14 protein-coding genes are annotated in these 15,161 nt (G+C 42.8%); 6 read left to right on the forward strand and 8 right to left on the reverse strand.

All coding sequences use genetic code 11. The annotated features are described in order from the left end of the window. Positions 1–167: 167 nt before the first annotated feature. From AWM73_RS06090 to AWM73_RS06100, 3 genes are all read left to right on the forward strand, one after another. Positions 168–2,576: a transglycosylase domain-containing protein gene (locus AWM73_RS06090; RefSeq protein ID WP_060778543.1), complete on the forward strand. Its 2,409-nt coding sequence runs from the start codon at positions 168–170 to the stop codon at positions 2,574–2,576. A gap of 88 nt (positions 2,577–2,664) precedes the next feature. Then, positions 2,665–3,396, forward strand: a complete 732-nt coding sequence (locus AWM73_RS06095; RefSeq protein ID WP_060778544.1) for a helix-turn-helix domain-containing protein — start codon at positions 2,665–2,667, stop codon at positions 3,394–3,396. A gap of 17 nt (positions 3,397–3,413) precedes the next feature. Beyond that, positions 3,414–4,214, forward strand: a complete 801-nt coding sequence (locus AWM73_RS06100; protein WP_082702862.1) for an IS3 family transposase — start codon at positions 3,414–3,416, stop codon at positions 4,212–4,214. Between the two features lie 397 nt (positions 4,215–4,611). Here AWM73_RS06100 and AWM73_RS06105 read toward each other — a convergent pair whose 3' ends face one another. The 4 genes from AWM73_RS06105 to AWM73_RS06120 form a co-directional block, all read right to left on the reverse strand. Further along, on the reverse strand, positions 4,612–5,379 hold the full coding sequence (locus AWM73_RS06105) for an ABC transporter ATP-binding protein (protein ID WP_060778545.1): 768 nt from the start codon (positions 5,377–5,379) through the stop codon (positions 4,612–4,614). A 2-nt stretch (positions 5,380–5,381) separates the two neighbouring features. Next, complete coding sequence (locus tag AWM73_RS06110; protein WP_060779084.1) at positions 5,382–6,278, reverse strand: ABC transporter permease; 897 nt, start codon at positions 6,276–6,278, stop codon at positions 5,382–5,384. 5 nt (positions 6,279–6,283) lie between these two features. Beyond that, complete coding sequence (trpX, locus tag AWM73_RS06115; protein ID WP_060778546.1) at positions 6,284–7,336, reverse strand: tryptophan ABC transporter substrate-binding protein; 1,053 nt, start codon at positions 7,334–7,336, stop codon at positions 6,284–6,286. A 321-nt stretch (positions 7,337–7,657) separates the two neighbouring features. Further along, positions 7,658–8,674, reverse strand: a complete 1,017-nt coding sequence (locus AWM73_RS06120; RefSeq protein WP_060778547.1) for an alpha/beta hydrolase — start codon at positions 8,672–8,674, stop codon at positions 7,658–7,660. Positions 8,675–9,299: 625 nt separating this feature from the next. Between AWM73_RS06120 and AWM73_RS06125 the strand changes: the two genes are divergently transcribed. Further along, on the forward strand, positions 9,300–9,884 hold the full coding sequence (locus tag AWM73_RS06125; RefSeq protein WP_060778548.1) for a histidine phosphatase family protein: 585 nt from the start codon (positions 9,300–9,302) through the stop codon (positions 9,882–9,884). 96 nt (positions 9,885–9,980) lie between these two features. Here AWM73_RS06125 and AWM73_RS06130 read toward each other — a convergent pair whose 3' ends face one another. Then, positions 9,981–11,651 carry a DUF3744 domain-containing protein gene (locus tag AWM73_RS06130; protein ID WP_143238444.1) on the reverse strand — a complete coding sequence of 557 codons (1,671 nt, stop codon included), beginning with the start codon at positions 11,649–11,651 and terminating at the stop codon, positions 9,981–9,983. A gap of 272 nt (positions 11,652–11,923) precedes the next feature. Next, positions 11,924–12,829, reverse strand: coding sequence for a UDP-N-acetylmuramate dehydrogenase (gene murB, locus AWM73_RS06135; RefSeq protein WP_060778550.1), 906 nt, complete (start codon positions 12,827–12,829; stop codon positions 11,924–11,926). 173 nt (positions 12,830–13,002) lie between these two features. Here murB and AWM73_RS06140 point away from each other — a divergent pair, with 173 nt between their 5' ends. Next, complete coding sequence (locus tag AWM73_RS06140; protein WP_060778551.1) at positions 13,003–13,242, forward strand: hypothetical protein; 240 nt, start codon at positions 13,003–13,005, stop codon at positions 13,240–13,242. 107 nt (positions 13,243–13,349) lie between these two features. Here the strand turns inward: AWM73_RS06140 and AWM73_RS06145 are convergent, their stop codons facing one another. Beyond that, complete coding sequence (locus tag AWM73_RS06145; protein ID WP_060778552.1) at positions 13,350–13,925, reverse strand: GNAT family N-acetyltransferase; 576 nt, start codon at positions 13,923–13,925, stop codon at positions 13,350–13,352. Between the two features lie 2 nt (positions 13,926–13,927). Then, a complete protein-coding gene (tsaE, locus tag AWM73_RS06150) occupies positions 13,928–14,395 on the reverse strand; it encodes a tRNA (adenosine(37)-N6)-threonylcarbamoyltransferase complex ATPase subunit type 1 TsaE (RefSeq protein WP_060778553.1) in 468 nt (155 codons plus the stop codon). Between the two features lie 196 nt (positions 14,396–14,591). Between tsaE and AWM73_RS06155 the strand changes: the two genes are divergently transcribed. Further along, complete coding sequence (locus AWM73_RS06155) at positions 14,592–15,137, forward strand: TIGR01440 family protein (protein ID WP_060778554.1); 546 nt, start codon at positions 14,592–14,594, stop codon at positions 15,135–15,137. Positions 15,138–15,161: the final 24 nt, after the last annotated feature.

The raw sequence follows: 15,161 nt of genomic DNA on the forward strand, positions 1-15,161 counted from the left end.
TGGTCCAGTCATCCACATAGTCAGTCACCCAGACTTTTGCTATAATAATTAGGAGCTCATAAGGAGGGATTATTATTACTCAACATTCACCTATCCACAATAATAATCAAGAGGAAAAACCTGCTTGGAAAGATAAATTTTTCTTTTCCAGCAATGTTTTCTTTTCAGTGATCAAACGCCTGCTAGGCTATGTCCTGGTTCTGGGCCTACTCAGTTTATCCTTAGCTATGGGGGTAGCTAGCGGATTTTTCTTAGGATTAACCGAAGATCTTCCCAACCCCTCCCCTGAGGAAATGACTAGCCAAATTCAAAACTTGGAAGAAATCTCGACCCTCACCTACAATGACGGTTCCCTGATCGATGAAGTCCGCAGTGACCTGGTGAGAAAAAATGTCCAATTAGAAGAGATTTCGCCACAGATTGTTCACGGCCTGGTGGCTACTGAAGATGAGCACTTTTTTAAACACCATGGTGTAGTCCCTAGTGCTATCCTACGTGCTGTCCTCTCCCAAGTCCTAGGAGGATCTTCTTCGGGGGGCTCAACCATTACCCAGCAATTGGTCAAGCAACGCTTCTTATCTAATGAAGTTTCCTTTGAACGTAAGGCTAAAGAAATGCTCTTAGCCAACCGCTTGGAAAATTATTTTTCTAAGGAACAAATCCTGGAATCCTATCTTAATACCTCTCCTTTTGGTCGTAACAATAAAGGCGAAAATATTGCTGGTATTGAGGCAGCTGCTGAAGGTATCTTTGGTAAAAGCGCCGACCAAGTCAATTTACCCCAGGCCGCCTTTTTAGTAGGGATGCCCCAAAACCCTTATACTTATACTCCTTATGATAGCGAGGGTCAATTAAAATCCCCAGAAGAGCTTAATTACGGTGTTGAACGGATGCAGGAAGTCCTCGACCGGATGCGTTTGGAAAATTATATTAGCCAAGCAGACTACGAAAAAGCTAAAGACTACCCTATTCAAAATGATTTTATCCAAGCTGAAAGTCAAGTCGATGAGACAGGCTCCAGCACTAGTCAGAAGAATACTTATCTCTACCAGCAAGTGGAAAAGCAAAGTCTTAAGCTCCTCATGCAGCGCTTTATGGCCATGGATGGAGTCAGTGAAGAAGAGATTCAAGCCGATGACAACCTCCGTAGCGAATACCAACAACGGGCCGATTCTTATTACCGTAATGGCGGTCTAACCGTTAAGACCACCGTTGATCCTAATATCTATCAGCTTCTCAACCAAACGGTCGCCAACCAAGCCGGTTCCCTGGGACAAACTTATATGGCCTATCAAAATAATCCAGAAACGGATGAAACTGAAGCCATCCCCCTCCCTGTCCAAACGGGCAACGTCCTTATCGAAAATGCCAGCGGACGAATTTTAGGCTTTGTTGGAGGGATTGACTTCGACCAAAACCAAGTGGACCATGCCTTTGACATGCGACGGTCACCAGGTTCCATGTTCAAACCCCTGCTGACTTATGGACCGGCTATCCAAGAGGGCTTAGCCTTTCCAAGTACGCTAATCGCTGATACTCCTATTCGTATCCAACAAGCCGATGGATCCTACTATGAACCGTCCAACTATGGAAACAATATCTCCAATCAGTTAGTGACCTTCCGCCACGCCCTGGCCAATTCCTTGAATAACCCGACCATATATCTCTACCAACACCTCTTAAAACATGGTGTCGATATCCAAGAATATGTGGATCGTTTAGGCCTAGACCAATCCGTTACGGAAAATGAAGTCAAGGATAATGTCGCCTTATCCATTGGAGGAACCCAAACAGGCCCGACTGTCGTTGAATTAGCGGCGGCTTTTGCGACTTTTGCTAACGGTGGCCAAAGCATCAGCCCTTACCTCATTGAAAGCATTTCTGATAGTAATGGGAACTTAATTTATCAACATCAAAATCACCAAGAACCTGTCTTTGATAAAGAAAGCAGTGATATCATGGTTGATGTCTTGAAAGACACCCACCGAACCGGGACTTTCCAACCCTATAGTGGCGGTTTGAATGCTTTTTCGGATATTTATATGAAAACAGGGACCTCAGAGGATTTCAATGACCATTGGATTGGAGGCTCAAGCCCAAGGATTACGCTCATGTCATGGATTGGTTACGATAATACTTACCAGCGCCATACCTTAAATGATGACGGCAATGCCAGTTTCGGTAATCCGGTAGAACGTCACGCCAAACACTGGTTGAGCCTGCTCAATCAGTTGAATAACTATGATCCACAAATGATGGGTTCCAGCGAAACTTTCTCCCCTTCCCAACACCTGGTCCGCCAAAAAGTAGTCAAAGAAACCGGAACACTCCCCGGCAGCTTTACAGGGCCTTACAATACCCAATACCGGATTCCAATCAGTCAAGCTAGTGAAGAAGGGATCTTTCCTAATCAAGCTGCTATCCCCAAGGCTCAATTTGACTTTGCCATTGGAGCCAGCTTAGAAGAACAAGTCCATGCCCTAGAGCCCTACCGAATCAAAAACAACAGTCAAGTCAACCAAAAAGTCAATGAAATCTTAGACCTCTATGAACAAACTCACCAAAAAGAGAACTAATTATTAAAAAAGCAGTTATGCGTTTTGTGGTATGCTCCCCTTAAAGTAGACACTTGAAAAAGTAAAACTACTTTAGGGGGAGTTTTTTATGCGTTCAAATAGAAAGCATTCACCAGCAGAGTTGGCTAAATATATCCATCTTTATGAAGAAGGAACTTCCTATGCCGAGCTTTGTGATCAATATGGTCTCTCAATTCATTCATCTGTCTTTAGAGAATATTATCTCAAATATCTAGAACATGGCTTTGCAGGGCTGGAATCACAGACAAAGAATAATTCTTATAGTGAAAAGTTTAAGCAGAACGTCGTTCAAGAATACTTGAATACAGACATCTCAATTACAAAAATTGCTAGAAAATACAATATCCCTAGCTTTTCTACTGTAAGGAATTGGATTACTAAGTATACTAAAAGGGAAGAATTAAAGGGCTACCACCCTAAACCCGAGGTGTATACAATGAAAAGCCAAAAGAAAACCTATCAGGAAAAAGTTGATATTGTTAAAGATTTTCTTGAAACAGGAATGTCTTATAAAGAGACTGCTGAAAAACATAAAGTTTCCTACAATAATGTTTACTCATGGGTCCAAAAGTATAAGAAATATGGTCCCAATGGGCTCATTGATAGTAGAGGACGCCGCAAACCGATGAGTATTCAAAATGAAGAAGAGAAGTTACGTACAGAATTAGCTGCGCTTAAAGCACGTAATGAATACTTAGAAACGGAAAATGCTGCTCTAAAAAAATTGAAAGAAGTGGAAAGAGAGTTGATGTCCGACGGACAAAATATCAAGCAGAGTTCAAAACAATCGAAAAATTAAGCCAGGAAGGACACAAAATAACATTCTTATGCCATTCGCTAGGTGTCAGTAGATCTGCTTATTATAAATGGCTCAACCGAGAGCCATCCAAGACAGAACAACGTTTACAGTGGCTAATGACTTTAATTCAAGAAGCTTATGATAAATATGAGGGCATCTATGGTTATCGTCGAATCACCATTTATCTTAATCACTTTAAGAATGCGCGGGTCAATCATAAGTGTGTCTATCGTCTCATGAAATTAATGGGTTTAAAATCTGTTATTCGCCGTAGGCGATATCACTACAAAAAAAGTAAGCCTCAGCACGTTGCAGAAAATGTGTTGAACCGTGAATTTGATAAAGATTATGAACCGATGCAGGTGTTGTTGACGGATATTACAGAGTTTAAATATGGCTATAACTATAGTTACAAAGCGTATTTAAGTGCGATTCTTGATTACGGAGCCAATAAGATTATTGCTTTTAAATTATCACAAAGGAATAACAATCAACTTGTTAAAGATACGATTGTTCAAGTAGAAGAAGAACTTATCCCTACAGAAACCCTCTTGCACAGTGACCGTGGTTTCCAATATACTTCGCATTTCTTTAAGCGTTTTGTTGACGAAAAACAGTTAATTCAAAGTATGTCTCGCGTAGGAAAATGTATTGATAACGGACCAATGGAAAATTTCTGGGGCATTATTAAAGAAGAGATGTATCGGTTGAAAACTTATGAAAGCTTTGAACAACTTGAAGAAGATATTAAACGCTACATCGAATTTTATAACACCGAACGTGTCACACTGGATATGGGCCTTAAAATTCCAGCTTAAATCCAAAGGTGATTAGCCGTTTGGCTAAAAAATTTAAAATTAAATCTAGTTTTAGTTAGACTGTCTGGGCTTGTTTGGCTTGTCCATCTTTTAAAACAGCTAATAGGCTTTGTCAAGGTGGAGAGCGGAGCGGACCTTGATAAAGGCTTGAAGCTGTTTACGCTCCCTCCTTGTCAAACAAGCCTGACCGCTAAACTATCTTTCGGATTAAGTTTTATGAAACATCCTATTCACTGATAAATAATACTTTAAAATCTAAAATAAAAACCATGCATGACAAAGATCACACATGGTAAAAAATTTATTTATTTATCTGTCTACTTGACAGGGAGCAGTTCATTGTATGCATAACTGCTTTTTCTTTAGCTTAATTATCTGACTTTAAGAATTCACTTTCTTATACCAAGTCTTCCATGATCGAATAAAGGTCTTGGCTGGATAGATTTTCTTTTTCTTCTTGGGTGAAATCGCGGATTATTTCTCCGTGATGGAGTAAAATCATCCGATTCCCATAGGTTAAGGCATCTTGCAAGTTGTGGGTGATCATCAAGGCAGTAAGTTTTTCTTCTTGCACTTGTTGGTCAGTCAGCTCTAAAATCCTACGCGAAGTCTTAGGGTCTAGGGCTGCTGTATGTTCATCCAGTAATAAGAGTTTGGGCTTAACGATGGTAGCCATTAATAAGGCAATGGATTGCCGTTGTCCACCGGATAATTTCCCCATTTCAGCATTCAAGCGATTTTCCAGGCCCAGACCAATTTGCGATAAAGTTTGGCTGAAATAGGCCTCTTTGTCATTGGTAATCGCCATACTTAAGCCCCGCTTTTGCCCTCGTTTAGCAGCCAGGGCCAGGTTTTCAGCGACGGTCATCCGCGGAGCTGTTCCCATTTTAGGATCTTGGAAGACACGAGAAATCGATCCAGCCCGCTCTTCTTCACTCTTAGTGGTAATATCCTTCTCCTCCAAGAAGATTTCGCCACTATCTAAGGCAAAGGTTCCCGCAATGGCATTGAGTAAGGTGGATTTCCCCGCACCATTCCCCCCAACAATGGTAATGAAGTCTCCCTGATTCACTGAAAGGTCAATGTCTTTCAAAGCATGAAAGGCATCCAGGGTTCCGGGATTAAAGGTTTTATTGATGTTATTAAGCTTTAATACTTGACTCATGATTAAGCCTCCTTACTGCGAATATTCTTGGTCCGGCCGCTTCCCATTTTGCTTCTAATCGTTGGAATAGCCAAGCAAAGCCCCACGATGATGGCTGAGAAGAGCTTAAAGTCATTGGCTTCAAAATTCAGCATGAGAACAAGACCAAGGAGTAAACGGTAGACAATAGAACCAGCTACGATGGTAGCTAAACGCATGGACAGGCTAACATTAGGGAAGAGAACTTCACCAATAATGATGGCGGCTAAGCCAATCACCACAGTCCCAATCCCCATGGAGATATCTGCATAACCATTGCTGTTGGCTACTAAGACACCGGCAACGGCAATCAATCCATTGGCTAGCATGTAACCCAGCATGGTCATTTCGTGGGTATCAATCCCTAAGGACTTAGCCATGACCAGATTATCCCCGGTAGCAATCAAGGCTTGTCCCATTTCGGTTTTGAAGAAGAGGCTCATCAAACAAATCACAATAGCAGACACCACCAGGCCAATGACGATGGTATCGATATTTCTACCTAGGTTAAGAGGTTCTAGCAAGGTTTTTAAGGTTTTTTGACCCGTTAGAGAAATATTGGCCGATCCCATAATCTTCAGATTGACAGAGTAAAGTCCGGTCATGGTAATAATCCCAGCGAGTAAGGGATTAATGCTTAACTTGGTGGTTAATAAACCGGTAATGGCACCTCCGGCCATCCCCCCTAAAAAAGAGATCAGGATAGCGATGAGGGGATGGATACCAAAATGAATGGCTTGGACGCCTAAAGCCGCCCCTAGGGTAAAGGATCCTTCAGTCGTCATATCAGGAGCATTTAAAATCCGAAAAGAAATATAAATCCCCAGTCCCATGACAGCCCAGATACTACCCTCGGATAGGGCACTAGTAATTAAATCAATCATTTTTATTTACCCTCCTTTGCCACGTCAGTAGCTTCATTGACAACATCACTTGGAATTTCGATGCCTAATTCATTAGCCTTCTTAGAATTAATGGTTAAGGCCTTCTTCTCTGGAATAACAACGGAATAATTTCTTGGGTCAGCACCCTCAATCAAGTCAGCAAGGACATTGGCTGAATCAACCCCTAATTGGTATTGGTTGAGTCCAACTGTGGCCATCCCACCGTCAACAACCATGGTGTCAACCACTGGGAAGACTGGAATTTTATAATGGTCAGTAACCGAAATTAAGGTGTTCATTGAAGAAGCAATCGAGTTGTCATTAGGTACCCAGATAGCTTCCACTTCTTGGGCCAATTGTTCAGCGACTTGGGCCAGGTCGTTGGTCGAAGTGATGGTTTTCTCAACCACATTCAAGCCTAATTCCTTGGCATGTTCTTTAGCCATGCGGACATTATTTTGGGCATTGGTTTCAGAAGAATTGTAGATAATACCAACAGTTTTAATATCTGGCATCACTCGTTTAATCAGGTCAAATTGTTCCTTGACTGGTGGGACATCACGAACCCCAGTCACTTGGAAGCCTGGTTGGTCTAAATCTTTAACTAAGCCAGCCCCAACTGGGTCGGAAACAGCTGCCATTACCACAGGAACCTGGTCATTGGCCACATTCTTTAGGGCTTGGGCCGCGGGTGTGGCAATACCGACTAAGTATTCAGCCCCATCAGAAACCATTTTATCCGATAACATTTTCAGATTATTTTGGTCCCCTTGCCCATTGGCAAAGTCAATTTCAACGTTTTCACCATCAACATAGCCCCGCTCAGCCAGTTGATCATAGACCCCTTGACGAATATCATCTAAGGCTGGGTGTTCGGTTAGTTGTAAAAGTCCGATGCGAATCTTATGGTCAGTGTCTTTGATATCTTCTTGACTGACATTGGTTTTTGCCTGGTTTTCACTGGCGGTCCGATGTTGAATTAAAGTTGGCATGGCCAAGAACAAAACGGCTAAAGCGGTAATTAATATAACTCCAAAACTTGTAATCTTTTTCATAGGGCACTCCTTTACAATAAAAAAATCCTCCAACTCTAGAAGCTGCAGGATCAAAAAAATCCCGCACAGACTATTCATGTGGTCCATGCGGGAATTCTTATTAAGTCGAGCTACCGCACAGATACAGCTTCAAAAAAACGCTGAAGTTGTATCTATGCTGATCACAGTATAAACACAACTACACCATGCGGATTTGCCATGAAAATGTAGTAATTTGTTTAAGTGACATTGTAGCGACTCCTCTCTGATATGTTATATGTAATATAACAGATATCTGAGCGAAGAACAAGCCCTATTTTCATTTTCCTTAAAAATCTCTCTTTATTCTTTTTTATTATCTCCGTAGTCTTGGATAAATTGGAAGATCTTCTGGTAATAAGTGCTAGGCTCCTTGTACTTGGCTTCAGCATGGCCAGCTTCGGGAACGATGTAGAGTTCCTTGGGTCCCTTGGTTTTAGCATCATAGAGTTCTCGAGCCATCGATACCGGAACAAAGTCATCCGCTTCGCCGTGGATAAATAAAATCGGTAGGGAGGACTTAGCGACGTATTCCAAGGTGTTCCCCTCGCGTAAATCATAGCCTGCCCGGATTCTTGCCATGGTGTTAGCCATATAGAGAACGGGAAAAGTGGGAAGGTTAAAGCGTTTATCTAACTCAGAAGCAAAAATATTCCAGATACTGGAATAACCACAGTCAGCCACAATGGCTTTGACAGCTGACGGCAACTTATCTGAGGCCATTAAAACGGTAGCGCTCCCCATCGATGTGCCGTGGAGGACAATTTGGGCCTGGCTATCACGATCTGTAAGCCACTGAACCCATTGCAGTAAGTCCTGGCTGTCTAGATAGCCCATGCCAATATATTGGCCCTGACTAGGCGCATGGGCCCTTAAGGAGATGGTTAGAACCTGGTAGCCCTTTTGATAAAAAGCGGGCGCAATATTATAAGAATCCGCCTCTTGGCCCTGGTAACCATGGACAATAATGGCATATTTGTGCTGGTCGGAATCATTATGGAACAAATTTCCACTTAAAGTAAGCCCGTCTTGGGAATTTATGCTTACCGCTTCCTTTTTATCCCTTACCTGGTCTAACCAAGCCTTAGCGCCCGCTTTGGCCTGGCTCTTATTGGCGCTAATTTCTTGAACCGCTGACTGACTCTGACCTGGCTTTACTTCCTGGTCAACTTGCCGGTCTTGTCCCCCCTGGTTAGGCACCAGGGCATAATTGACAAAATAATTGCCCACAAAATAAGTGGCCGCTAGGGAAATCAGCGTCACAAGTGCTAATGAGATACCCAACTTTTTTAACCAAGTGAGTCCTTTTTTATTCTTCATCCGGTCTAACACCTCCCACAGATTAGTAATAATTTTAGCAGATGCCACAAGAATTGACTATCTTTATCAAAATTCTGATGAGAAATAAAGGGAGTGAAATAAATATTAAAAGCGCCTTGAAGCATTGGATGGACCATTTATTGTCTAACTAATCTCATATATAATGGTGGAGAGTGCGACAGTCACGCTAAAGGACGAAATCGCTGGAAGAAAATACCATAAGAGAGTGTGACAAAAGTCAAAAAAGCCCTGAAGAGCTACGCATACTATATCTGTAACTCGCTATCGCTTCGAACAGCTATAGCAACTGGAGCGAACTATGGTAGATAGTTGCAAAACTATCGCACATAGTTCGTGTTTTAAAAAGAGCCTGGGATTTTTGTCCCAGAGTCGTTGGAGTTTTCTGAAGCGGACATTCGTCCTGTGACTGGAACACGTTAAAAAAGGATGTGAGGAAGGATCAGGTAGGGAGATTCCTTGGAGGAAAAGCTGATAAGATCAGCTTGCTGATCGTTCAACTTTTCTGAAAGGGCATCCCCTACCCCTTCCAAACTCAACTAGAGAGTGCGACAAGCGCGTCAAAGATCAATACCCTTAGAAGAAAAATATAAACAAAGGAGTCAAGATGGTAAGAGAAATTTTTATTATTCGGCATGGCCAGTCTCTTTATAACTTAGAGGGGAAAATCCAAGGTCAAATCGATAGTCCCCTTAGTCCTAGAGGCATCCAAGAAGCTGAGCAAGCGAAAAACTTTTTTGATCAAGCAGGCATAAGTATTGACCTTATCCTATCTTCCCCTTTGAAGCGAGCCTACGCCACAGCAAAGATTATTCAGGGAAATAGGCCCTGCCCCCTGGTGACTGATCAACGGCTAGCGGAATGGCGCTATGGCAGTCTTGAAGGGAAAGCGCTCAGCAAACTGGAAGAAGGCGTCAAGCTCAATGACCCTCCAAGTGATCGCTATTTTTGTCGATTTGGGGGCGAATCAGTCACTGCAGTTAAAGTCCGCTTTCAAGCAGCCCTTGATGAATCCCTTAAAGCCTATCCTCAAAAAAATATCCTCCTAGTCAGCCATGGATCAATTATGTACCGCTTTATGCTGGATTATCTTAACCAGCCTCTTCAAGCCTTTTCTAATTGCCAAATTTTTCATTTTGAAGAAGTCGGGGAAGTCCTCGTCTTAAGAAATAGTATCAATCCCCTCAAGTAAAAAAAGGACTGTGCACGATTCCACAGTCCTTTTACTATCTGGTTAAAAATTTCGTATTCTTATTTAGAAGCTAATCGATCGATAAACAATTGCTTTTTAATCTAAATTCTGTTGCATTTCCCGGTCGTAGTCGACAAATTTACGGATAAAGGTATAGGGATCGACCAAGTCCAATTGCCTTGCAAAGGTGGTTAAACTGGTTTCCCGTAAGCCGGCCTTATTGAGATAGGCTGGCATAGTCGCCACATCCACCGGTAAAGCATCAATAATCAAATGCCCCTCTGACATAATCAAGGTCCGGCGACTATACTCTAGCATGACTTCAATGTCATGGGTGGTCATCATAATGGCAATCTGGTATTGACTATTTAAGTCTTGCAAGGTATTCATAATGGCGCGGAAGTGTACAAAATCGCGGCCTTCAGTGATCTCTTCAACCACCAGTAATTTAGGCTCCTTTAATAGTGACCGGGCCATGGCTAAGCGGAGTTTGGAAATCTCCGAAAGATGGTCTAAAGGAAAATCTAAGAGATTATCCAAGTTAACCATAGCTAAGACTTGATTAAACTTGTCTTTGAGCTCGTCAGCCTGGTAATCGCCTTCCGCTAGGACGGGACTTTGGGCCAGGTAGTCTGCAACGGTTTCTGCTTGGGACTGACTAATATTGGTCACATCGTCATTAGTAATCAAACCGACATTATGGCGGAGGCGGTCAAATTGGTCCAGGGGAAGTTCTTGGCCCAACCACTTAATCGTACCCGTCTGAGGCCTTAGGGAGCCACTACACAATTGAGCTAGGAGGGTCTTGCCACTGCCATTAGGACCGACGACACTCAGCATTTCTTCTTGGTTGATTTTAAGGTTAATATTGTGGAGCCCTCGCTGATTGCTCTCATTGACAAGGGCCGAGACATTATCGAGTTCGAGGAGAACTTCTTTGTTTTCTTGATAACGAAAACGTGGCAGGGTCATAATCCAGTTTTCGATTCTTTGCCTGAGTTGGGGGCCAAAAATATGGTGGACATCTTGGATATTATAAACGTCTTTTAGAGGATAAGCCGCGTAGCGCATGGCAGTAATATAGAAGGGTTCCCGAATACCCAAGGGATTTAAAATACCACTTTCCAAGAGAGCCTTGAGCTGGCCATCGAACACAATCCGCCCTTCTGAAAAAACTAAGACGCGGTCAATAGGACGAGACATCATCGCTTCCAATTGGTGTTCAGAAATAATAATAGTAGCGTCAGTATGGACGTGGTAATCGTCAATAATATCGATAAAGACCTTTTGTTGTTTAGGAGCCAGAGTCTTTAAAGGTTCGTCAAAAATATAGATTTCATTATCTTCTTTTAAGATGTGGGACATGCGGTGGATTTCTTTTTCCCCACGAGAAAGTGCCTGGTATTCTTCCGGTTGTAATTCGCAATCGACCAGTTCATACCAACGTTTTTCGATCGCTTTTTTGTGGTGGTTAACTGATTCATTCGGATTATCATCGATTTTTTCATCAATCACATCACGAATTGCCGTTCCGTCAACGGGCTTGGCAGACTCACCACTGTGAATAATTTCACCAGAAAATTTCCCATCCTCCGGTAAATCACCCTTCAAGGCTTTGAGAAAGGTTGACTTCCCTGATTCATTGGCACCTAGGATTAAAATTTTCTCACCATGGTTTAGGGTTATGTTGATATCTCTTAATGCCATCCGATATTGACGGGGATATCGGTAGCTAAAGTGACGCATCTGAATCCACGGGCTAGACACGCTGACTCCTCCTCTTATAAACTAGTATCATTCTAATAAATATAGCACAAAAGCTGGACTTAGCCTAATATTTTATGAAAAATCCCTAAAATTTATTTTGCATAATACTATTTTACCTATGCGGACTAAAAAGCATCAATAAAAGTCTTTCAAACGCTTACAATATATACACTCTTTGCTCTTTTATAAGAAAAAAGGCCCTAGCATTTATTCGCTAGAGCCTATCTTTCATAAACTATCTCTTTTATACAATTTTTCGTCTTCAAATCATATTACTTGGGATCGCGACCTATAATCCGGACTTCGGTTTCCAAGCTGACATCGAATTCTTTTTTGATCACTTCTTGAACGTGGTGGATGACGGCCAGATAATCAGCGGCTGTTGCGTTATCGATGTTCACGATAAAGCCAGCATGTTTTTTTGAGACTTGAGCCCCACCAACCGTATAACCTTGAAGGTCAGCGGCTTGAACGAGTTGGCCGGTAAAGTGCCCCTTGGGCCGCTTAAAGACGCTACCACAAGAAGGCAAGTCGAGGGGTTGCTTGGATTCCCGAAGTTGGGTTAAGTGGTTCATTCTCCCCTTTATTTGTTCATAGTCGCCAGGTTTTAGGTCGAAGACTACACTCACCACACAGTCGCCATTATCTTGGATAATACTGTGGCGATAGGAAAATTGTAATTCTTCGTTGGTATAAGTCTTTAAGTCGCCATACTTATCGACCACTTGGACACTTAAGGGAAGATCCTTAATCTCGCCATCATAGGCCCCAGCATTCATATAGATCGCTCCCCCAACACTACCAGGGATCCCGCAAGCAAATTCCAGTCCTGTTAAAGCCGAATCACGAGCAGCCCGGGTCACGTCAATAATGCGCGCCCCCGCCTCAGCGAAGATCCTATTATCTTTCACTTCAATGGCTGCCATTTGAGTCAGCATAAAGACGATTCCTTCAATACCTCCATCACGGACGATAACATTACTGGAATTTCCCATCACCATAAAGGGCAGCTGGAGTTCATTGGCCTTTTTGATCATGGCTTGGAGTTCTTGACTGCTTTGGGGAAAGACCAAGAGATCAGCCGGGCCGCCAGTTTTCGTATAGGCATAGTCCTTCAGCGGCTCATTGACTTTAATATGTTCTGGGCTAAAAGCATCGATAAAGGCTTGAAAATCCATCTGTATTCCTCGCTTCTTCTTAATCAGAGTAAGTCATTTTTTAGGTTAAATCCTTACTCTTATCACAAATGTTATGATAGCATAAAATAGTCTTTTAATTTAGACCCAAAAGCACTTTTAAGCATTTCTTATCCTCGCTTTCATTTAAATGCTTTACCAGAAAGGAAAATTCCATGAACAAATCACGTCGACAAGCCCTACTAATGACCGCCTTAAGTTTAATCTATGCGACCTACCAACTGCAAAAACCGGCAGACCAACTGACCGGCTACCATCTTTTCTTGGGCCACTTGATCCCCATTGTTGCTACTATCTTTGCCCTTAACGAGAAGAAGGCAGGCCTCAAGTGGACCCTAGTAGCCATTAACCTCATCCTACTCGCTATCATGGTTTATGTCTTTTGGATGTCATAAATCGCTAAAAAAGAGTTGCCCATTATCTAGTGGCCCCCAAAGTTGGATTCATAGTCCAACTTATTGGGGCCCCTATTACCGGCAACTCTTTTTTCTTATTTGACTAATTACTCTTCTTCTGAACTTGCTTGCAACGCATCATCGGCATCTTGCTGGTCATTTAAGACACTTAAGCCCATAATCAGGGTGTCTTGAAAGTGCCCTTGGGCATATTGTCCTCCAGGAATACCTCCCAGCTCTTCAAAATGAAATTTCTCATAGAGCTTGATGGCTCTAACATTATTCACATTCACTTCCAGTCGGATATAGCGCAAAATCGGACTTTCCTTGGCCCAGCCCAACATATCTTCCATTAAGACATGGCTCAAACCTAGACTCCAAAAGCGTCTGAGAATAGAAATTCCTAATTCTCCCACATGCTCTTCCTTGGAGCCTTCTGGGGCACCGATAGAAGCTACCCCGATAATCTCATCATCTAAGAGAGCAATCAGGACACGGTTATTCAAGCTTTCCTGAATACTTTTTAAATACCTTTGCTCTTGTTCCTGGTTGATGCCCAGGCCCTGGGAAGTGAAACTGATAAAATCAGACTCGCCGCCCACTTTCTTGTAGAAGTCTAAGAGGGCCTTGGCGTGTTTTTGCTCTGCATCGACTAAGGTAATTTGTATTTCTTCACGTTTCATGCTTATTCTGCCAAACTTTCTAATAATTCTGCTGCTAATTCCTGTCCGCGCCCACCATTATATGCTAAGCTAATCCGACGCTCGGTAGCCGATTCCTTATGAATAGTCAGCCACAGGTAAGGCGTTTCTAAGTCTTCCTTAATGAACTGGGGCCATTCAATCACAGTGACACCATCGCCCTCTAGGTATTCTTCAATCCCCAAACCTTCAGCTCCCGTTTCCTCTAAACGGTAGGCATCCATGTGGTAGAGGGGCAGACGTCCCATTTGGTATTCCCGCATAATGGTAAAAGTTGGACTCTTAATCGCCTTATTAATCCCTAAAGCATGGGCAAAATAGCCCGTAAAGGTCGTCTTACCTGCCCCTAGGTCTCCTTCTAGGCAGATAACGTCCCCTGCTTGAACCAAGTCGGCTAATTTTTGGGCGGTTTTTTCGGTATCCTTTTCGTTATGCCATTTGATCTCTGACATGCTTTCACCTCAATACTCTCTTGTCTCTTTTTTATAGACTCCCTTCCATTTTAGCATGGTAAACAAAAGCTGCCTAGTTTTTCATCGCTTATGGGCCAATCTTATTCACGGCAGTCAGCTCCCCAGCATATTGTAAGCTTAATCCTTATAGTTTTTGCTATAATAGGCGTAAACTAAGTAAAAAGAAGGGATTATCATGAAAGAAGAAGTGCAAGCACAAGCACGAAAGCTGATTGAAGAACTCATCGATAAGGCTAAGCTAAAGTCCGGAATGACCGTAGTGGTTGGCTGCTCCACTAGCGAAATTATGGGGGAAAGAATTGGGACGGATTCACAACCCGAGATTGGAAAAGCGGTCTTTGACGCCATCCACCAAAGTCTAGACCAAGCCGGAATTTACCTCGCCACCCAATGCTGTGAGCACCTTAACCGGGCCATTGTCACTGAACGAGAGGCCCGTCCCTTTGCTCCAATAATAAATGTAGTTCCCCAACCCAAGGCGGGCGGGTCATTTTCCACCGCTGCCTACCAGACCTTCCAAGATCCAATCGTTATTGAAGAGATTCAAGCCGATGCAGGGATTGATATTGGGAACACCTTAATCGGCATGCACCTCAAACCGGTAGCTGTTCCCCTGCGCCTAGAAAATCACCGGATCGGTTCCGCCTGGGTCAACGCTGCCCGTACCCGTCCGAAGTTCATTGGCGGCGAACGTGCCCGCTACAATGATCAATTAAAATAATTATTCCATAATAAAAACACTTGC

Origin of the sequence: Aerococcus urinae, assembly GCF_001543175.1 — a bacterium.
In the GTDB taxonomy this organism is placed as follows: domain Bacteria; phylum Bacillota; class Bacilli; order Lactobacillales; family Aerococcaceae; genus Aerococcus; species Aerococcus urinae.

Bases quoted from the DNA above. Each gene is read 5' to 3' on its own strand.
- AWM73_RS06120 (WP_060778547.1), bottom strand. From the start codon at position 8,674: ATGAAGAATAAAAAAGGACTCACTTGGTTAAAAAAGTTGGGTATCTCA.
- AWM73_RS06140 (WP_060778551.1), top strand. From the start codon at position 13,003: ATGAACAAATCACGTCGACAAGCCCTACTAATGACCGCCTTAAGTTTA.
- AWM73_RS06145 (WP_060778552.1), bottom strand. From the start codon at position 13,925: ATGAAACGTGAAGAAATACAAATTACCTTAGTCGATGCAGAGCAAAAA.
- trpX (WP_060778546.1), bottom strand. From the start codon at position 7,336: ATGAAAAAGATTACAAGTTTTGGAGTTATATTAATTACCGCTTTAGCC.
- AWM73_RS06125 (WP_060778548.1), top strand. From the start codon at position 9,300: ATGGTAAGAGAAATTTTTATTATTCGGCATGGCCAGTCTCTTTATAAC.
- murB (WP_060778550.1), bottom strand. From the start codon at position 12,829: ATGGATTTTCAAGCCTTTATCGATGCTTTTAGCCCAGAACATATTAAA.
- tsaE (WP_060778553.1), bottom strand. From the start codon at position 14,395: ATGTCAGAGATCAAATGGCATAACGAAAAGGATACCGAAAAAACCGCC.
- AWM73_RS06155 (WP_060778554.1), top strand. From the start codon at position 14,592: ATGAAAGAAGAAGTGCAAGCACAAGCACGAAAGCTGATTGAAGAACTC.
- AWM73_RS06105 (WP_060778545.1), bottom strand. From the start codon at position 5,379: ATGAGTCAAGTATTAAAGCTTAATAACATCAATAAAACCTTTAATCCC.
- AWM73_RS06095 (WP_060778544.1), top strand. From the start codon at position 2,665: ATGCGTTCAAATAGAAAGCATTCACCAGCAGAGTTGGCTAAATATATC.